We start from the raw sequence: 18,320 nt of genomic DNA, 5'->3' as shown, positions 1-18,320 counted from the left end.
TATGACATATAAGATTAAAAAATAAAAAACCGTTATGTCGTTCACAAGTTAATTAGTAATTGGGATTTTTGAAATTATTTAAAACACGTCATAAATGGCGCGCATAACAAAATAAGATTTCGATCACAAACATGGCAAGTCATTTATTACCCAATTCTCTAATAAATTAAAACCAGTTAAAAAAACACATCACATCACATTGATTACAAAAGAATTTTACACCAACTAAATATAACAATCATTTTTCTCAGGATATTTTGAAAATAGATCAATTGCTTCCTTTTTCGCTTCCACAGAAACTCCAACCCTATTAAGAGGTTGTCACAATCCATGTTCTAAATATTAGAAAATAATTTCACTTATTGACCATCAGCCCTACAGAGGATTACCCATGAAGAAATCTACACTTGTTATTGGCGTCATCGGTGCTGACTGCCATGCAGTAGGTAATAAAGTTCTGGATCGCGTTTTTACTGCTCATGATTTTCACGTAATCAACCTCGGGGTGATGGTGAGCCAGGATGAATATATTGATGCTGCGATTGAAACAGGCGCCGATGCCATCGTGGTGTCCTCTATCTACGGTCATGGCGACATTGACTGCCTCGGGTTACGTGAGCGCTGCATCGAACGCGGCCTTGGCGACATTCTGCTGTACGTCGGCGGCAACCTGGTCGTCGGTAAACATGACTTCGCCGACGTGGAAGTGAAGTTTAAAGAGATGGGCTTTAACCGGGTCTTCGCCCCCAGCCACGATCTGGAAGATGTTTGCGCGCTTATCACTAATGATATTCACCAACACAATGGCCTCGAACAGCGTTGCCTGGAAGAGGCCATCTGATGCAAACAGTTTCTGTCGATATCGGCTCGACATGGACCAAGGCAGCCCTCTTCGCACATGAAGGCGAGGAATTAACCCTGGTAAACCATGTCCTGACCCCAACCACCACACATCATCTGGCAGACGGTTTTTTTGCCAGCCTGAATCAGGTGCTGAATGTTGCCGATGCTCGCCCGTTACTGAAAAGTGGTGAAGTGCAGTTGAAATACTCCTCCTCAGCGAAAGGTGGGCTCGCCGTTGCAGCAATGGGGCTGGTGCCTTCCATTACGCTGGAGTCGGCAAAAGTTACCGCCCATTCGGCAGGAGCGAAAATCGCGCAATATTATTCGTACAAGCTGAACCGTCATGACATCCAGGAGCTGGAATCATCACCACCAGACATTCTGTTGTTTACCGGCGGGACAGACGGTGGCGAAGAAAGTTACGGCCTGGCGAATGCACACGCGCTGGCAGGCTCAAAGCTTGATTGCGCCATTATCTACGCCGGAAACCGGGACATTCAGGACGAAATACAAACGATTCTGGGACATAAGGATCTGACCACGGTAGACAACATTCTGCCGGACCTCGATCACCCGAATCCGTTTGCCGCGCGCCAGGCGATTTGCGATGTGTTCTTGTCACGCATCGTCAAAGGCAAAGGTCTGGACGTTATCGTCGGCGAAACAGGCGAAGAGCCTATGCCGACGCCATGGACGGTATATGAGTTAGTCAAAGCCATTAGCGATTACGACAGCGCATGGAAGGAATTCATGCTGATTGATATGGGCGGAGCCACCACGGATGTCTATTCGGCCAGCGCGAATACCCTCTCCCCCGATACCGTCCTGCATGGTGTTCCTGAACCGTTCGTCAAACGTACCGTTGAAGGCGACCTTGGCATGCGCGTTTCCGCCGTTGTGGTGGGAGAAAGCACGCAGGATATGGTGAAAGTCATCTTCGCCCAGCAGCCACAGCGCGAGGAAGCGTTTTACCGCTATCTACGCCACTTGGTTGGGCAACCGGATTACCTGCCACTCAGCGAGGAAGAGAAATATTTCGACACCCTGCTGGCAGGTTTATGCGTGGGCTATGCCGCTGAGCGCCACGCGGGCACTAAAAAGCAGGTTTGCACCTGCGTGGGTAATGTGGATTTACAGATGGGTCGCGATCTCACCACCGTACGCAAAGTCGTCGGTTCAGGGGGATGGCTCTCTCGCGCCAGCCAGTTCGATATCCATAACTGGCTCAAATACAGGGAGCTGGACGACCAGGGCAAAAGAATTCTGTTACCGAATCAGTTTGAGTATTACCGCGATTCAAATGGCCTGCTCCCGCTACTGGCAAACGTCGCCAGGCTGTACCCGCAAGCCGCTGCTCGCACCAGCATTCAGTGTTTAACCCTATAAAACTTAAGGCAGCTACGAATGGAACTTCGAAATAAAAAATTGACCCATGACGAATTCATGACCGAAAGGCATCAGGTGTTACAAACCTGGGAAACCGGTAAAGACGTTGAGAACTTCGAAGATGGCGTGAAGTACCAGCAATCAATTCCAGAGAAAAAGCGTTTCTCCCTCGCCCTGCTGAAGGCCGATCAGGAGGGTAAAACTCTGAGCCAGCCGCGCGCAGGTGTGGCATTAATGGATGAGCATATTGCGCTGCTCAAAACATTGCAGGAAGAGTGCGACCTCCTGCCAAGTACTATCGATGCCTATACCCGTCTGAACCGCTATGAAGAAGCCGCTGTCGGGATCCAAAAATCCATCGAAGCAGGTACTTCCAAGCTGAATGGTTTACCGGTCGTCAATCACGGGGTTGCTGCCTGCCGTCGTATGACTGAATCGCTGGATAAACCGATCCAGGTTCGCCACGGTACACCGGATGCGCGTCTGCTGGCAGAAATCGCCATGGCCAGTGGCTTTACCAGCTACGAAGGCGGCGGTATCTCCTACAACATCCCTTACGCCAAACGCGTCACCCTGGAAAAATCTATCCGCGACTGGCAGTACTGCGACCGTCTGATGGGTCTGTACGAAGAGAACGGCATTCGCATCAACCGTGAGCCGTTTGGTCCGCTGACCGGCACGCTGATCCCGCCGTTCATGTCCCACTCAGTCGCGATTATCGAAGGTCTGCTGGCGCTGGAGCAGGGCGTGAAGTCTATTACCGTCGGTTACGGCCAGGTCGGTAGCCTGACACAGGATATCGCTGCTATTCAGGCACTGCGTGAACTGTCCCACGAATACTTCCATAACCATGGCTTCGACGATTACGAGCTGAGCACCGTTTTCCACCAGTGGATGGGCGGATTCCCGGAAGATGAAGCAAAAGCTTTCTCCGTTATCGCCTGGGGCGCAGCGGTTGCCGGTATGTCTGGTGCCACAAAAGTCATTACCAAAAGTCCGCACGAAGCATTCGGTATCCCAACCGCGGCAGCTAACGCCCAGGGCCTGAAAGCGTCACGCCAGATGCTCAACATGGTCAGTGATCAGAAATTCCCGCAGTGCGCTGCCGTGGAGCAGGAAGTTGACCTGATTAAGAGCGAAGTCCGCGCGGTATTGAAGAAAGTCTTCGAACTGGGCAATGGCGACATTGCGCGCGGTACGGTGCTGGCCTTTGAAGCTGGCGTGCTGGATGTGCCTTTCGCTCCTGCCGCCTGTAACGCCGGTAAGATCCTGCCTGTTCGCGATAACACAGGCGCAATCCGTATTCTTGAAGCCGGTGCAGTGCCGCTGCCGAAAGATATTCTCGCCCTGCACCACGACTACGTTGCAGAGCGCGCACATTTCGAAGGTCGCAAGCCTTCTTTCCAGATGGTCATTGATGACATCAACGCCGTATCCCACAGTAAATTAATAGGAAGACCATAATGAAAATTAAACAGGCCCTTTTCACAGCTGGCTACTCCTCATTTTATTTTGACGATCAGCAGGCCATCAAAAACGGCGCCGGTCATGACGGGTTTATCTATACCGGCGATCCGGTAACGCCTGGATTTACGTCTGTTCGTCAGGCGGGTGAATGTGTTTCCGTACAGCTGATTCTGGAAAACGGCGCGGTAGCTGTGGGCGATTGCGCAGCGGTGCAATATTCAGGTGCAGGCGGTCGTGACCCACTGTTCCTGGCTGAAAACTTCATTCCGTTCCTCAACGACCACATCAAGCCGTTACTGGAAGGTCGTGACGTTGATTCGTTCCTGCCGAACGCGCGTTTCTTTGACCAACTGCGTATTGACGGTCATCTGCTGCATACCGCCGTCCGCTATGGTTTGTCTCAGGCGCTGCTCGACGCTGCGGCGCTGGCTACCGGTCGTCTGAAAACTGAAGTGGTTTGCGATGAATGGCAACTGCCGTGCGTCCCGGAAGCCATTCCATTATTTGGTCAGAGCGGTGACGACCGTTATATCGCCGTTGATAAGATGATCCTCAAAGGTGTGGACGTCCTGCCGCATGCGCTGATCAACAACGTGGAAGAGAAGCTGGGCTTTAAAGGCGAAAAACTGCGTGAGTATGTACGTTGGTTATCCGACCGCATCTTAAGCCTGCGCACCAGCGAACGTTATCACCCGACGCTGCACATTGATGTGTACGGCACGATCGGTCTGATCTTCGATATGGATCCAGTGCGTTGCGCCGAATACATCGCCAGCCTGGAAGCCGAAGCCCAGGGTCTGCCGCTGTATATCGAAGGTCCGGTTGATGCCGGTAACAAGCCGGATCAGATCCGCATGTTGACCGCCATCACCAAAGAGCTGACTCGTCTGGGTTCCGGCGTGAAAATCGTTGCGGATGAATGGTGTAACACCTATCAGGATATCGTGGACTTTACCGATGCAGGCAGCTGCCACATGGTACAGATCAAGACTCCGGATCTGGGCGGTATTCACAACATCGTTGATGCGGTGCTGTATTGCAACAAACACGCGATGGAAGCCTATCAGGGCGGTACCTGTAACGAAACCGAGATCAGTGCCCGCACCTGCGTACACGTGGCACTTGCCGCGCGTCCAATGCGCATGCTGGTTAAACCGGGTATGGGTTTCGATGAAGGTCTCAACATCGTGTTTAACGAAATGAACCGCACCATCGCGTTGTTACAAACTAAGGATTAAGAGATGGCACGCACATTTAAGATCTTATCGCCTACGGCTATCCTGGGTTATGGCTTCCCGGAAGAAAGTTTTCGTAAAGCCATGGAAGAGTCACCGGATCTTATTGCTGTTGACGCAGGTTCCTCCGATCCTGGCCCCCACTACCTGGGGGCAGGTAAACCCTTTACTGACAGGGCCGGTGTGAAACGCGATCTGCGCTATATGATTGTGGCAGGCGTTAAGAACAACATCCCGGTAGTAATCGGCACAGCTGGTGGTTCTGGCGCAGCTCCGCATCTGGAGTGGTGTCGCCAGATAATCCATGAGATCGCGCAGGAAGAAAAACTGTCTTTCTCAATGGCGCTAATTCCGTCTGATGTCGACAAAGAAATCGTTCATCAGGCGCTGGATAACGGCAAAATCACTGCGCTCGATTTTGTGCCGGAACTGACTCACGAGGCCATTGAAGAGAGCACCTACATTGTCGCACAAATGGGCATCGAGCCTTTCCAACGTGCGCTGAAAGCCGGTGCGCAGGTGGTCCTGGGCGGACGTGCCTACGATCCGGCCTGCTTCGCCGCGCTGCCGATTATGCAGGGCTTTGATGAAGGTCTGGCGCTTCATTGCGGTAAGATCCTTGAGTGTGCAGCCATTGCCGCCACCCCTGGTTCCGGCTCAGATTGTGCGATGGGAATCATTGACGATAACGGCTTTACGCTGAAGGCGTTCAATCCCAAGCGTAAGTTCACCGAGACTTCCGCAGCAGCACACACCCTGTACGAAAAGTCAGATCCGTACTTCCTGCCAGGGCCAGGCGGTGTGCTGAACCTGAAGGCATGCACTTTCACCCAGGTTAACGAGGGTGAAGTGTATGTCAGCGGTTCACGCCATGAAGAAACACCGTATGCGTTGAAACTGGAAGGTGCACGCCAGGTTGGCTTCCGTTGCCTGACCATCGCCGGAACACGTGACCCGATTATGATTGCCGGGATTGACACGATTCTTGAAGAGGTACAGGCAAGCGTGGCACGTAACCTCTCGCTGAATGACGACAGTATTCGCATGACGTTCCACCTGTACGGTAAGAACGGTGTGATGGGCAACCATGAGCCGATGAAAACTGCGGGCCATGAACTGGGAATTTTACTGGATGTCGTCGCGCCAACGCAGGATATCGCCAACAGCGTTTGCTCTCTGGTGCGCTCTACCCTGCTGCACTACGGCTATGAAAATCGCATTGCGACTGCGGGCAACCTCGCCTTCCCGTTCTCGCCATCTGATATTCAGAGTGGACCGGTGTATGAGTTCTCGATCTATCACCTGATTGAAGCGAGCGATGCGCTGCGTTTTGATTTCCACATTGAACAGGTGACGCCAGAAGGAGTTCAGGCATGAAACACTCAATTTGTTCACTGGCGCAAGTAATTCGTTCCAAAAACGCCGGACCGTACGAACTAGTTTTAGATATTTTATTTAAAACAAGGGAAGACTATCAGCGGGTAAAAGCCTGCGAGCAATTAACGCCGCAGCTTATTGCCGGTTTATATAATGTTGAGCCTGAGTTTATTCACAATATCGTCTGGTTCGATCCAGCGAATGCCGTAAAAATCGTAATGCCACGGGATATTATTTCCGGCAATGTCGGTGACAATGATGTTTATGGTGCGCAGCAACACGCTCCATTATTAAGTATTGAGTTTGACTTGTAACAAAAAAACACAATAACAACCATTGGAGCACAGAATTCAGCTGTATCACAGTGCTTCGAATTATTCATGCGGTTGGTCACAACAGGCGTGCGTCTGAGCTGCTGTCCAGGTTCAGGCGCACGCCACCCTACACAATTCCAATTACCAGCCTTTATCCGATGGAGTACACATGAAGAAAATTAGTTTAACGAAGATGATCATATTAGGCCTGATACTCGGCATGATTGCCGGGGTGGCCATAAATAATATGGCCGCGGCTGAAACAGCAAAATCTTATGCAGCAGATATTTCCATTTTCACCACTATATTCTTACGTATGGTGAAAATGATTATCGCTCCATTGGTTATTTCAACTCTGGTTGTGGGTATTGCCAAAATGGGCGATGCCAAAACGCTGGGACGTATATTTTCAAAAACCTTCTTCCTGTTTATTTGCGCCTCTCTGGTGTCAATTGCACTGGGTCTGGTTATCGTTAATATCTTCCAGCCAGGCGCAGGTATCAACTTTGTGCCACATGACGTCGGAGCCGTTGCCGCCGTTAAGTCAGAGCCATTCACGCTGAAAGTATTCATCTCACACGCGGTACCGACCAGTATTGTCGATGCGATGGCGCGTAACGAAATTCTGCAGATCGTCGTGTTCTCAATCTTCCTCGGTTGCAGCCTCGCTGCGATTGGTGAAAAAGCCGATCCTATCGTGAAAGTGCTGGATTCACTGGTGCACGTCATGCTGAAGCTGACGGGTTACGTCATGCTGTTTGCACCACTGACCGTTTTTGCCGCTATTTCAGGTCTGATTGCCGAACGTGGTCTGGGTGTGATGGTTAGCGCCGGGATCTTCATGGGTGAGTTCTACCTGACATTGGGTATGCTGTGGGCAATCCTGATTGGCCTGTCTACTATGATCGTCGGGCCTTGCATCGCACGGTTAACTAAATCAATCCTCGAACCCGCTCTGCTGGCCTTTACCACTTCAAGCTCTGAAGCCGCCTTCCCGGGTACGCTGGACAAGCTGGAAAAATTCGGTGTTTCTTCAAAAATCGCCAGCTTCGTTCTGCCTATCGGTTATTCCTTTAACCTGGTCGGTTCCATGGCTTATTGCTCATTTGCCACCGTCTTTATTGCCCAGGCGTGCAACATCGAACTGAGCATGGGCGAGCAAATCACCATGCTGTTGATCCTGATGCTGACCTCAAAAGGAATGGCAGGCGTACCGCGCGCATCAATGGTGGTTATCGCTGCAACCCTGAACCAGTTCAACATTCCAGAAGCTGGCCTGATTCTGCTGATGGGCGTCGATCCGTTCCTCGATATGGGTCGTTCCGCCACCAACGTTATGAGTAACGCAATGGGTGCTGCCATCGTGGGCCGTTGGGAAGGCGAACACTACGGCCAGGGTTGCCGTGGAACTGCGCCGGTGAAGACCCCGGAACAAGAACGTCCGGTTACCGAAACGGAAGTCGCTTTGTCCTGACAGTAGAAGAACGACTAATCGTAGGCCGGATAAAACGCGTCAGCGTTGCCATCCGGCAATTATACCGTGTTAACGCCGGATGGCGGCGTTAACGCCTTATCCGGCCTACAGGATAGTTTTCCCAACAACACCAACAGGAATGCATAATGAATAAAACAATTCTCGGCGTGAGTCTCTTTTCTTTCAGCGTCTTGTTTAGCGCAACCACATTCGCGCAAACCACGCCCGACTACGCCAAGCTGATAGAACAGGCTCATCAGAAGTACAAAAGTAACAACGATGGAAAAGTCGCCGACTACATCCCTGCTCTGGCGACCTATAGCCCGAAAAATTTTGCCATCACCATTGCGACGGTGGACGGCAAGATCTACCAGGTTGGCGATGTTAACAAACCTTTCCCAATGGAATCCCTGAGTAAAGTGTTCACCATGGCGCTCGCCATGGAGCAGCACGGTCCTCAGGTAGTGCTGGATAAACTTGGCGCCAATGCCACCGGTATGCCATTCAACTCAGGTTTAGCCGTTGAACTGACCAAAGGCGCGCCTGAAAACCCGCTGGTAAACGCCGGGGCCATGAGCACCGTTAGCCTGATCGAAGCCAAAGACAAAACCGATCGTTGGAACAAAATTCTCGACAACCTGAACGTCTGGGCCGATGCCACTCTCACCGTGAACGAACCGGTTTTCAAATCTGAAATGGAAACCAACCAGCACAATCAGGCGCTGGCCAAGCTGATGGAATCCTATAACAGCTTCTATGGCAACACTGACGAAGCCGTCGAAATTTATACCCGCCAGTGCTCGGTGGATATCACCGTTGAGCAACTGGCCAAAATGGGTGCCGTACTCGCGAACAAAGGCAAATCTCCGTTCAACGGTAAACAGTTGCTGAACGAGAAATATGTTCCGCAGGTGCTGGCAGAAATGGCAATCGCCGGGCTTTACGACGGTAGCGGTAAATGGCTGTACACCGTTGGCATCCCGGCGAAAAGCGGCGTCGGCGGCGGCATGGTTGCCGTTGTCCCTGGCGAATATGCGATTGCGGTCTATTCTCCGCCGCTGGATGCAGCCGGTAACAGCGTTCGAGCCCAGCAAACTATCGAATATGTCGCCGAAGCGACAAAAGCCAATGTCTTTTTAGCCAAATAACTTTACGCCGGATGGCGCTTCGCTTATCCGGCCTACGATTAGCGCATTTATTTACGCCGTCATCCGGCAAAATGAAAAGGTGAGAAGTACTATGTCTAAACCATTTGTCTGGCAGGAACTCTTTGTTCAGAGTAAAGATAGTACCGAGTATGAATTACTGAGTAACCAGCACGTTACGGTAACGGAGTTAGACGGAGAGGAAGTGATCAAGGTTGCACCGGAAGCGTTAACCTTGTTAGCACAGCAGGCGTTTTATGAGGCTTCATTTTTCCTGCGCGCCGGACATTTAAAACAGATTGCCAGCATTTTGCACGACCCACAGGCCAGCAGTAACGATAAGTACGTCGCATTGCAGCTGCTGCGCAATGCAGAGGTTTCAGCTAAAGGCGTACTGCCCAACTGCCAGGATACCGGGACGGCAACCATTGTGGCCAGCAAAGGACAACATGTCTGGACCGGCGGCGATGACGCAGAAGCATTAAGCAAAGGCGTGTATTCCACCTTTACCGAAAACAACCTGCGTTACTCGCAAAATGCCCCGCTGGATATGTATACCGAGGTCAATACCCAGACCAACCTGCCCGCACAAATCGATATTAGCGCCACCCCAGGTAACGAATACCGTTTCCTGTTCGTCAATAAAGGTGGCGGCTCAGCTAACAAAGCGGCACTGTACCAGGAAACCAAATCCATTCTACAGCCGGAAAAACTCACTGCGTTCCTGATCGAAAAAATGAAATCACTGGGTACAGCCGCTTGTCCGCCGTATCACATCGCTTTTGTGGTTGGGGGCTTATCCGCCGACCAGGCGCTGAAAGTCGCCAAACTGGCTTCAACCAAATATTACGATAATCTACCCACCAGCGGGAACGAGCTGGGCCAGGCGTTCCGTGATACGGCGCTGGAAGCCGAGTTGCTCAATGCCAGCCGCGAGTTTGGCATCGGGGCGCAGTTTGGCGGCAAATACTTTGCCCACGATATCCGCGTAATTCGCTTACCGCGCCACGGCGGCTCCTGCCCAATCGCGATGGCCCTCTCCTGCTCTGCCGACCGCAACATTAAGGCCAAAATTAATAAACACGGTATCTGGCTGGAAAAACTCGAGCATAATCCGGGCAAATTTATCCCCGATTCTCACCGGGTAGAAAACGGCGCTCAGACCGTACAACTGGATCTGAACCGTCCGCTGCGTGACATCCTGCATGACCTTTCCGCTCTGCCCATTGGTACACGCCTGTCGTTAAGCGGCCCGATTGTTGTCGCTCGCGATATCGCCCACGCGAACATCAAAGCGCGACTGGATAACGGCGAACCTATGCCGGAATACATGAAAAAGCATATCGTTTACTACGCTGGTCCCGCCAAAACCCCGGAAAATCAGGCCTGTGGCTCGATGGGGCCCACCACCGGCGGGCGCATGGATGGGTATGTCGATGCTTTCCAGGCACAAGGCGGCAGCCTCATTATGCTCACCAAAGGTAACCGCAGCCAGCAGGTCACTGATGCCTGTCACAAACACGGTGGATTTAGCCTCGGCAGCATTGGCGGTGCCGCAGCCCTGCTGGCGCAGCAGTACGTGAAAAGCCTACAGTGCCTTGAATATCCCGAACTGGGAATGGAAGCCGTATGGATGATGGAAGTTAAAAATATGCCGGCCTTCGTATTAGTGGATGACAAAGGCAATAACTTCTTTAGCCAGTTCGAGCAGCAGCATCGCTGCGCAACTTGTCCGGCAGGGCATTAAGGAGTTTCCATGGAAGCGCGCGCCAATAACGACAGACACCGTCAGCGTCAGCAGAAGCTGAAAGAGCAGGTTGATACCCGCGTAGCGGCTGCAACGGAGAAGAAAGGGATCCTGATTGTCTTCACCGGCAACGGAAAAGGAAAATCCACCGCAGCCTTTGGCACGGCAACGCGCGCAGTGGGTCACGGAAAAACCGTTGGCATCGCGCAGTTTATTAAAGGTCAGTGGGATAATGGCGAGTACAACACACTGCAACCGCTCGGCGTCGAGTTCCATATTATGGGCACCGGATTTACCTGGGAAACCCAAAATCGGCAAGCAGATATCGAGGCGGCAACGGTTGTGTGGCAGGAGAGTAAGCGCATGCTGGCTGATGCGCATTACGATCTAGTGGTGCTAGATGAACTCACCTACATGCTGGCTTACCACTATCTGGATACGCAAGAGGTTATCAGCGCCATCGAAAATCGCCCTGCCGGTCAGAGCGTTATCGTCACAGGGCGCGGATGCCATACGCTGTTACTGGAACTGGCCGATACGGTCAGTGAAATCCGCCCGGTCAAACACGCGTTTGACCGCGGTATTCAGGCACAGGTTGGGATCGATTGGTAGCCGTTCTTTTGCCGGATAACGATGCTAACGCGTCTTATCCGGCCTACCCATCGTTGTAGGCCTGATAAGGCGCAAGCCACCCTCAGGCAGCCGATACCACGGACTTACTGAGCAACCAGTTACGGAAAATCTGTAAATGCTCGGATTCCGATTTCTCTTCACGCCACGTCATAATAAATCGATTCCCGGTACGCATTGGAACATCGCAAGGAATGACCATATCACCACTGTCCAGATCGTGCTGAATGGCAAAACGCGGGAGCAGCGCAACGCCCAGATTAGAACGGACCGCCGCGATCAGCATCGATAACAAATCAAATCTCGGACCTTTATTCACCAGCGGACTGCTGACATCTGACAGCGCAAACCACTCCTGCCACCCTTTGATGCGCGTACTTTGGTGCAAGAGCGGAAATTCGTTTAGTAATTCGTTCACCGCCAGTTTTCGTTCCGGTTCGGCCAGCAAACAGCGGCTGCATACCGGCAGAATTTCCTCTTCAAACAGGTACTCAACCCCTGACCATGGCGAATAAAAGTCTTCACGCATAATTGCCGCGTCATACTCTCGATTGAGAAAATCACCAATATTCGCCAGGGAATGAATGTTCACGATAATATCAGGATTAAGTTTGTTAAATTCACGCAGGTTTGGGATCAGCCAGTGCGTGCTGAACGTCGGATTCACCGCCAGCTCAATAACCTGTACCGTCGGTTGCCAGGTCATTATCGTCGTCGTATCTCGTTCAAGTTTATTTAACGTTTCTTTAACGATACTTAAATAGTGTTTGCCAGCCGCATTTAAAAAAATGCGTTTTTTGGCATGATTAAATAGCGCGGTATTGAGAAAATCCTCCAGTGCATTTACCTGGCGGAAAACAGCACTTTGTGTTAAAGCCAGCTCTTCAGCTGCCCGGGTATAACTTTCGTGACGCGCAACAACTTCAAAAGTTACCAGCAACTCCGTCTTAGGTATTTTTCCTCTCATAACCTCTTCCATATGCAGCGTGCAAAAATAGTTTAATTTATAAAAAATAATTCAAGATACCCAGATAAGCACCGAGAGTTATATTTTATTTCATCCATTAATGTCATTGATCCAATCCATGATTTGCTCACACTGATGGCGGATAAATATTAACCGATAATACTCAAGGGCAACAATAAACACAATTTAAATAAGGTTAAATCCAAGCAAATAGTGCCAATAAGTTCTTAATAATTTTTCAAGTTATCTTGTTTATTGCAGAAAAAACTTTGCGAGATTAATCAATATTATCAGTGCGATAATTTTGGATAATTTCACGTTATAACTTACGGGCAAACGACTGCTTTTTATCATTCCTTGATGTAGTTTCTGCCTTTTTTTGAATGATGTGATAAAGGACACAATGTGAAAACTTTCGGAAAGGTCTGGCTCGTTGGGGCAGGTCCCGGTGATATTTCATTACTTACCCTCAAAGCAATGATGTGCATTAAACAGGCTGATGTCATTATTTACGATCGGCTAGTCAATCCGAAAATTTTGGAATGGGCATTACCTGATTGTCTGCTTATCAATGTCGGCAAAAACCCAGGCTTCCATTGTGTACCGCAGGATGAAATCAATGCACTGCTTGTCCAGTATGCCCAAACGCACAATAATATTGTGCGTCTGAAAGGCGGCGATCCGTATGTTTTTGGACGTGGGGCTGAAGAAGTCGAGGATCTCGTCGAGACGGGAATCCCGTTTGAAGTGGTGCCGGGTATCAGCTCAACTATTGGTGGCCTGACCTATGCCGGGATTCCGGTAACACACCGCGATTTCGCCTCGGGATTTCACGTGGTAACCGGTCATACGCGGGAGGGCAACCAACAGCAGGACTGGCGTCAGCTGGCCAAACTGAATGGTACGCTGGTTATCGTCATGGGTATCGCCAATCTGGCGTTTATCTGTGAGGAATTATTGATGGGTGGAAAATCGGCAGATACACCTGCAGCGCTAATTATGTCCGCCACCCGGGATAACCAACGCCGACTGACCTGTACGCTCGGTTCACTACTGAGCAAGGCGCAGGAAGCTAACATCCTCCCCCCTGCGCTGATAGTGATTGGTGATGTGGTAACCCTAAGCGATCGGCTCTCTTTTATCCCTGAAGCCATCACGCTGCCAGAAAACCTTTACTGCGACAGTCTGGCATGACGAAAAGACTGGGGCGACGTTTGATGCGCCGCCCGGAAAACGCGGCAAAAGTAACTGGTTTGTGCGTATTGGAGTTTCCGGGCAATGCTGTCTATTGAATGAATGGGATCGTGCAATAACTCCCCCGCTTTTTGCATTTTTTTCTGATTCACCCAGGTTTTAAAGTTAACGCCCTGCCGTTTCTTAAAAAAACGGCTGAAATAGTTTGCGCTTAAGCAGACATGAGCCGCTACGGATTCCAGAGATAATTCACTATATAAATTCTCATCAATATAACGCAACGCTGCCAGAAGCTTTTTTTCGTGTCGGGAAGGTTCTGTAAAATAATGACGCGTGTAACTGGCCGGCGGAATAACAAACTCATCCGATTGCTGCTGTTCTGTCTCGAAATTATCAACAATAAAACTTAATAAATTAGCTGATGCCACCAGCGCATTATTATCTACTACCGCTACCTGACTCCATTCAGCTTTTATTTTTGGTTCATCCATCCATGAGCATTCATTATCAATAACGATAGTTTTATATTCCTGATATTTTGCCCGCACCTGCCCACAGAGCATAAAACCGTACAGATGCCCCTCGCGAATTAATGGCATAGAAAACAGACTTAGCCCTGCGTGACAGCTGAGTATTCTGGGTTTAAGGTGTTTTAATCCTTCAAAAGCACAATACTTGTCGCACTTTTGGCAACTCACACAATAGCGTTCATCCGCCCGCATTAATGTGCAGAACGAATTAAAGTTATGGCAATCCGAGAGAGTTTTTCCGCTAACATCAACCACAACAGTGGCTAATCCAGTCGCACTGGAGAATACTTTTGCTATCGAGAAAAAACGTTGTAGGTAATCATCCTGGATTTTCAACGACACGGTATCCTCCGGCATTAATGAAATTAAAGCCGGTAATATGCAGAATTTCATCAGGAGAAAGAATGATGCTCACCGCAAAAAATAATCTCATTTATGCAGATGATTATGATCAAATTGCAAGATAAATATTGAATGCCATGATGGTTATTAGCTACAGAAGAAAAATCGTATAGCTTTAAGCAGGTTATAAAAATAACGCACAGACAAAAGATGAATTGCAGACATAAAAAAGGCCATCATCAGATGGCCAACCATGTCGAAACGGGACCAGCCCTTGACTATGCAGAGAGTCAGGGCTGTTTTTTTATTTCTTACTTAATAACGGTTTTCAGCGCTTCGCCGATATCGGCCAGGCTACGAACAGTTTTCACGCCTGCAGCTTCCAGCGCAGCGAATTTCTCATCCGCTGTACCTTTACCACCCGCGATGATCGCACCCGCGTGACCCATACGCTTACCTTTCGGCGCAGTCACACCCGCGATGTAACCTACAACCGGCTTGGTTACATGATCTTTGATGTAAGCAGCCGCTTCTTCTTCCGCGCTACCGCCGATCTCACCGATCATGACGATCGCTTCAGTCTGCGGATCTTCCTGGAACAGCTTCAGGATGTCGATGAAGTTAGAGCCTGGGATCGGGTCACCACCGATGCCTACACAGGTAGACTGGCCGAAACCATAGTCGGTAGTCTGCTTAACCGCTTCATAGGTCAGGGTACCTGAACGGGAAACGATACCCACTTTACCCGGCTTGTGAATGTGGCCCGGCATGATACCGATTTTACATTCACCCGGAGTGATAACGCCTGGGCAGTTCGGGCCGATCATGCGTACGCCAGCTTCATCCAGCTTCACTTTCACGGTCAGCATATCCAGCGTTGGGATACCTTCGGTGATGGTGATGATAAGCTTGATGCCTGCATCAATTGCTTCCAGGATGGAGTCTTTGCAGAATGGCGCCGGAACGTAGATAACGGTGGCGGTTGCGCCGGTCGCTTCTACTGCTTCACGTACGGTGTTGAACACTGGCAGACCCAGATGCGTGGTGCCGCCTTTGCCCGGCGTAACGCCACCGACCATTTGCGTACCGTAAGCGATCGCTTGTTCAGAGTGGAATGTCCCCTGGCTACCGGTGAAGCCCTGGCAGATAACCTTGGTATCTTTATTAATTAAAACTGACATTATTTCCCCTCCACTGCGGCAACAACCTGCTGAGCTGCATCCGTCAGACTTTTCGCTGCAATAATATTCAGGCCGCTATCAGCCAGTTTTTTCGCGCCGAGTTCAGCGTTGTTACCTTCCAGACGTACCACGACCGGAACGTTTACGCCTACTTCTGCTACCGCGCCGATGATACCGTCAGCGATCAGGTCGCAACGTACGATACCGCCGAAGATGTTAACCAGTACGGCTTTAACATTGTCATCAGAGAGGATAATTTTGAACGCTTCGGTTACACGCTCTTTGGTCGCACCGCCGCCAACGTCGAGGAAGTTAGCCGGTTCGCCGCCGTGCAGCTTAACGATGTCCATGGTGCCCATTGCCAGGCCCGCACCGTTAACCATACAACCGATGTTGCCGTCCAGCGCAACGTAGTTCAGTTCCCACTGTGCAGCCTGCGCTTCACGCGGATCTTCCTGAGACTGGTCGCGCATTTCGCGCAGGTCAGCCTGGCGGAACAGTGCGTTGCCGTCAGCGCCCAGTTTGCCGTCGAGGCAGATCAGGTCACCCTGCTTGGTCACAACTAGCGGGTTGATTTCGATCAGCGCCAGATCGCGCTCCAGGAAGATAGTCGCCAGACCCATGAAGATCTTGGTGAACTGCTGAACCTGTTTACCTTCCAGACCCAGTTTGAACGCCAGCTCACGCCCCTGGTAAGGCATCGGGCCTGCCAGCGGATCGAGCGCCACTTTGTGGATCAGATGCGGGGTTTCTTCCGCCACTTTTTCGATTTCCACGCCGCCTTCGGTAGAGGCCATGAAGACCACGCGACGGGAGCTACGGTCAACAACTGCGCCGAGGTAAAGTTCTTTACCAATGTCGGTCGCGGCTTCAACCAGAATCTGATTTACCGGTTGGCCATGAGCGTCTGTCTGGTAAGTGACCAGACGTTTACCCAGCCAGTGTTCAGCAAAAGCGCGAATGTCTTCTTTGCTGTTTACCACCTTCACACCGCCCGCTTTACCACGGCCACCAGCGTGAACCTGACATTTCACTACCCACGGGCCAGCACCGATTTTAGATGCAGCTTCTTCGGCTTCACGCGGAGTAGTACAGGCATAACCCACCGGTGCCGGTAAGCCATAGCGGGCAAAAAGTTGTTTTGCCTGATATTCATGTAAGTTCATGTGTTCTGTCCATCCTTCAGGTAATCGTTATCTTTTACCCGTAGGTCTGATAAGCGTCCAGACCTACGGGGCAGGTGATACTCTTATTAACTACACGTCCAGCAGCAGACGCGTTGGATCTTCCAGCAACTCTTTAATGGTTACCAGGAAGCCTACTGACTCACGACCATCGATCAGACGGTGGTCATAAGACAGCGCCAGATACATCATCGGCAGGATTTCAACCTTGCCGTCTACCGCCATCGGACGATCTTTGATGGCATGCATACCCAGGATGGCGCTCTGCGGTGGGTTGATGATCGGCGTAGACATCAAGGAACCGAACACACCACCGTTAGTGATGGTGAAGTTACCACCCGTCAGATCTTCGACCGTCAACTTGCCGTCGCGACCTTTAACTGCCAGTTCTTTAATATTCTTCTCAATGTCAGCCATACCCAGCAGATCCACATCACGCAGGACCGGCGTGACCAGGCCACGCGGCGTGGAGACCGCCATGCTGACATCAAAGTAGTTGTGGTAAACCACGTCATCGCCGTCGATGGACGCGTTCACTTCCGGATAGCGTTTCAGCGCTTCAACAACCGCTTTCACGTAGAAAGACATAAAGCCCAGACGGATACCGTGGCGTTTCTCGAACGCATCACCGTATTGCTTACGCAGGTCCATGATTGGCTTCATGTTGACTTCGTTGAACGTGGTCAGCATGGCGGTAGAATTTTTCGCTTCCAGCAGACGCTCTGCTACGCGTTTGCGCAGACGGGTCATCGGAACACGTTTTTCGCCACGTGCGCCCAGTTGAGCCTGTGGTGCAGGTGCTGCTGCCGGCGCTTTTGCTTCGGCTTTCGCAGCCGGCGCTTTCGCCAGATGTTTTTCAACATCTTCACGGGTGATACGACCGCCGACACCGGTGCCGTTGATAGCGCTGGCTTCGAGGTTATGCTCACCCAGCAGGCGACGGATCGCCGGGCTCAGGGCATCGTTGTTCTGCTCAGCAAGAGACGCCTGCTGGCGCTGTGCCGGAGTAGAATCTTTCTCTTCAGACTTAGCACTGGTTTCTTTACCGGTGCTATTGCCTTCACGCAGGCGACCGAGGATCTGGCGAGAAGTGACGGTTGTCCCTTCATCTTCCAGAACCGCATCAAGAATACCGTCCGCTGATGCCGGTACTTCCAGTACCACTTTGTCAGTTTCGATTTCTACCAGTACTTCATCACGACGTACTGCATCGCCCGGTTTTTTGTGCCAGGTTGCAACCGTTGCATCCGCTACGGATTCAGGCAGGTCGGGAACAAGAATATCTACGCTACTCATTATTTATC

The 18,320-nt window shown here is 50.9% G+C and carries 15 protein-coding genes and 1 pseudogene; 11 read left to right on the top strand and 5 right to left on the bottom strand.

Annotation, left to right across the window (positions count from 1 at the left end):
- The first annotated feature begins 391 nt into the window (after window positions 1-391).
- The 10 genes and pseudogenes from glmS (at window position 392) to cobO (ending at window position 11,600) form a co-directional block, all read left to right on the top strand.
- Window positions 392-841, top strand: coding sequence for a methylaspartate mutase subunit S (glmS, locus tag OGY37_RS13455; protein ID WP_003022963.1), 450 nt, complete (start codon window positions 392-394; stop codon window positions 839-841).
- Window positions 841-2,229 (top strand): methylaspartate mutase accessory protein GlmL, encoded by a 1,389-nt coding sequence (gene glmL, locus OGY37_RS13450; protein ID WP_003831429.1) that lies wholly within the window; start codon window positions 841-843, stop codon window positions 2,227-2,229. Before glmS ends, glmL begins: the two co-directional genes overlap by 1 nt.
- 18 nt (window positions 2,230-2,247) lie before the next feature.
- Window positions 2,248-3,693 carry a methylaspartate mutase subunit E gene (locus OGY37_RS13445; RefSeq protein WP_003831428.1) on the top strand — a complete coding sequence of 482 codons (1,446 nt, stop codon included), beginning with the start codon at window positions 2,248-2,250 and terminating at the stop codon, window positions 3,691-3,693.
- Entirely contained in the window at window positions 3,693-4,934 is a 1,242-nt protein-coding gene (locus OGY37_RS13440; protein ID WP_003831427.1) for a methylaspartate ammonia-lyase, read from the top strand. Before OGY37_RS13445 ends, OGY37_RS13440 begins: the two co-directional genes overlap by 1 nt.
- 3 nt (window positions 4,935-4,937) lie before the next feature.
- A complete protein-coding gene (locus tag OGY37_RS13435) occupies window positions 4,938-6,308 on the top strand; it encodes an acyclic terpene utilization AtuA family protein (protein WP_003831426.1) in 1,371 nt (456 codons plus the stop codon).
- Window positions 6,305-6,622: a DUF4387 domain-containing protein gene (locus OGY37_RS13430; RefSeq protein ID WP_003831425.1), complete on the top strand. Its 318-nt coding sequence runs from the start codon at window positions 6,305-6,307 to the stop codon at window positions 6,620-6,622. The genes OGY37_RS13435 and OGY37_RS13430 overlap by 4 nt, the downstream gene beginning before the upstream one ends.
- 169 nt (window positions 6,623-6,791) lie before the next feature.
- Window positions 6,792-8,073 (top strand): annotated as a pseudogene (locus tag OGY37_RS13425) (dicarboxylate/amino acid:cation symporter); the annotation flags it as partial.
- A 169-nt stretch (window positions 8,074-8,242) separates the two neighbouring features.
- On the top strand, window positions 8,243-9,244 hold the full coding sequence (gene glsA, locus OGY37_RS13420; protein ID WP_063940684.1) for a glutaminase A: 1,002 nt from the start codon (window positions 8,243-8,245) through the stop codon (window positions 9,242-9,244).
- Between the two features lie 91 nt (window positions 9,245-9,335).
- Window positions 9,336-10,988 (top strand): class I fumarate hydratase, encoded by a 1,653-nt coding sequence (locus OGY37_RS13415; protein ID WP_003831421.1) that lies wholly within the window; start codon window positions 9,336-9,338, stop codon window positions 10,986-10,988.
- A gap of 9 nt (window positions 10,989-10,997) precedes the next feature.
- Window positions 10,998-11,600 carry a cob(I)yrinic acid a,c-diamide adenosyltransferase gene (gene cobO / locus OGY37_RS13410; protein ID WP_063940686.1) on the top strand — a complete coding sequence of 201 codons (603 nt, stop codon included), beginning with the start codon at window positions 10,998-11,000 and terminating at the stop codon, window positions 11,598-11,600.
- Window positions 11,601-11,682: 82 nt separating this feature from the next.
- Here the strand turns inward: cobO and OGY37_RS13405 are convergent, their stop codons facing one another.
- Window positions 11,683-12,585: a LysR substrate-binding domain-containing protein gene (locus tag OGY37_RS13405; protein ID WP_003022936.1), complete on the bottom strand. Its 903-nt coding sequence runs from the start codon at window positions 12,583-12,585 to the stop codon at window positions 11,683-11,685.
- 405 nt (window positions 12,586-12,990) lie between these two features.
- On the opposite strand from OGY37_RS13405, the gene cobA reads away from it, so the two are divergent.
- Window positions 12,991-13,779, top strand: coding sequence for a uroporphyrinogen-III C-methyltransferase (cobA, locus tag OGY37_RS13400; RefSeq protein WP_003831416.1), 789 nt, complete (start codon window positions 12,991-12,993; stop codon window positions 13,777-13,779).
- Here the strand turns inward: cobA and OGY37_RS13395 are convergent.
- The 4 genes from OGY37_RS13395 to odhB form a co-directional block, all read right to left on the bottom strand.
- Window positions 13,758-14,651 (bottom strand): PocR ligand-binding domain-containing protein, encoded by an 894-nt coding sequence (locus tag OGY37_RS13395; RefSeq protein WP_286620990.1) that lies wholly within the window; start codon window positions 14,649-14,651, stop codon window positions 13,758-13,760. The genes cobA and OGY37_RS13395 overlap by 22 nt on opposite strands.
- 311 nt (window positions 14,652-14,962) lie before the next feature.
- Window positions 14,963-15,832: a succinate--CoA ligase subunit alpha gene (gene sucD / locus OGY37_RS13390; protein WP_003022929.1), complete on the bottom strand. Its 870-nt coding sequence runs from the start codon at window positions 15,830-15,832 to the stop codon at window positions 14,963-14,965.
- A complete protein-coding gene (gene sucC / locus OGY37_RS13385) occupies window positions 15,832-16,998 on the bottom strand; it encodes an ADP-forming succinate--CoA ligase subunit beta (protein ID WP_003022927.1) in 1,167 nt (388 codons plus the stop codon). Before sucC ends, sucD begins: the two co-directional genes overlap by 1 nt.
- 90 nt (window positions 16,999-17,088) lie before the next feature.
- Window positions 17,089-18,312: a 2-oxoglutarate dehydrogenase complex dihydrolipoyllysine-residue succinyltransferase gene (gene odhB / locus OGY37_RS13380; RefSeq protein ID WP_003022925.1), complete on the bottom strand. Its 1,224-nt coding sequence runs from the start codon at window positions 18,310-18,312 to the stop codon at window positions 17,089-17,091.
- Window positions 18,313-18,320: the final 8 nt, after the last annotated feature.

Source organism: Citrobacter sp. Cpo030 (genome assembly GCF_030333005.1).
Lineage (GTDB): Bacteria > Pseudomonadota > Gammaproteobacteria > Enterobacterales > Enterobacteriaceae > Citrobacter > Citrobacter portucalensis.
Note: the sequence above shows the minus strand (reverse complement) of the source record. Positions and strands in the feature narration are given on the sequence as shown.

What these genes read in the sequence shown, in the direction of transcription:
- glmS (WP_003022963.1), top strand. Translation starts at nt 392, where the DNA reads ATGAAGAAATCTACACTTGTTATTGGCGTCATCGGTGCTGACTGCCAT.
- glmL (WP_003831429.1), top strand. Translation starts at nt 841, where the DNA reads ATGCAAACAGTTTCTGTCGATATCGGCTCGACATGGACCAAGGCAGCC.
- OGY37_RS13445 (WP_003831428.1), top strand. Translation starts at nt 2,248, where the DNA reads ATGGAACTTCGAAATAAAAAATTGACCCATGACGAATTCATGACCGAA.
- OGY37_RS13440 (WP_003831427.1), top strand. Translation starts at nt 3,693, where the DNA reads ATGAAAATTAAACAGGCCCTTTTCACAGCTGGCTACTCCTCATTTTAT.
- OGY37_RS13435 (WP_003831426.1), top strand. Translation starts at nt 4,938, where the DNA reads ATGGCACGCACATTTAAGATCTTATCGCCTACGGCTATCCTGGGTTAT.
- OGY37_RS13430 (WP_003831425.1), top strand. Translation starts at nt 6,305, where the DNA reads ATGAAACACTCAATTTGTTCACTGGCGCAAGTAATTCGTTCCAAAAAC.
- glsA (WP_063940684.1), top strand. Translation starts at nt 8,243, where the DNA reads ATGAATAAAACAATTCTCGGCGTGAGTCTCTTTTCTTTCAGCGTCTTG.
- OGY37_RS13415 (WP_003831421.1), top strand. Translation starts at nt 9,336, where the DNA reads ATGTCTAAACCATTTGTCTGGCAGGAACTCTTTGTTCAGAGTAAAGAT.
- cobO (WP_063940686.1), top strand. Translation starts at nt 10,998, where the DNA reads ATGGAAGCGCGCGCCAATAACGACAGACACCGTCAGCGTCAGCAGAAG.
- OGY37_RS13405 (WP_003022936.1), bottom strand. Translation starts at nt 12,585, where the DNA reads ATGAGAGGAAAAATACCTAAGACGGAGTTGCTGGTAACTTTTGAAGTT.
- sucD (WP_003022929.1), bottom strand. Translation starts at nt 15,832, where the DNA reads ATGTCAGTTTTAATTAATAAAGATACCAAGGTTATCTGCCAGGGCTTC.
- sucC (WP_003022927.1), bottom strand. Translation starts at nt 16,998, where the DNA reads ATGAACTTACATGAATATCAGGCAAAACAACTTTTTGCCCGCTATGGC.
- odhB (WP_003022925.1), bottom strand. Translation starts at nt 18,312, where the DNA reads ATGAGTAGCGTAGATATTCTTGTTCCCGACCTGCCTGAATCCGTAGCG.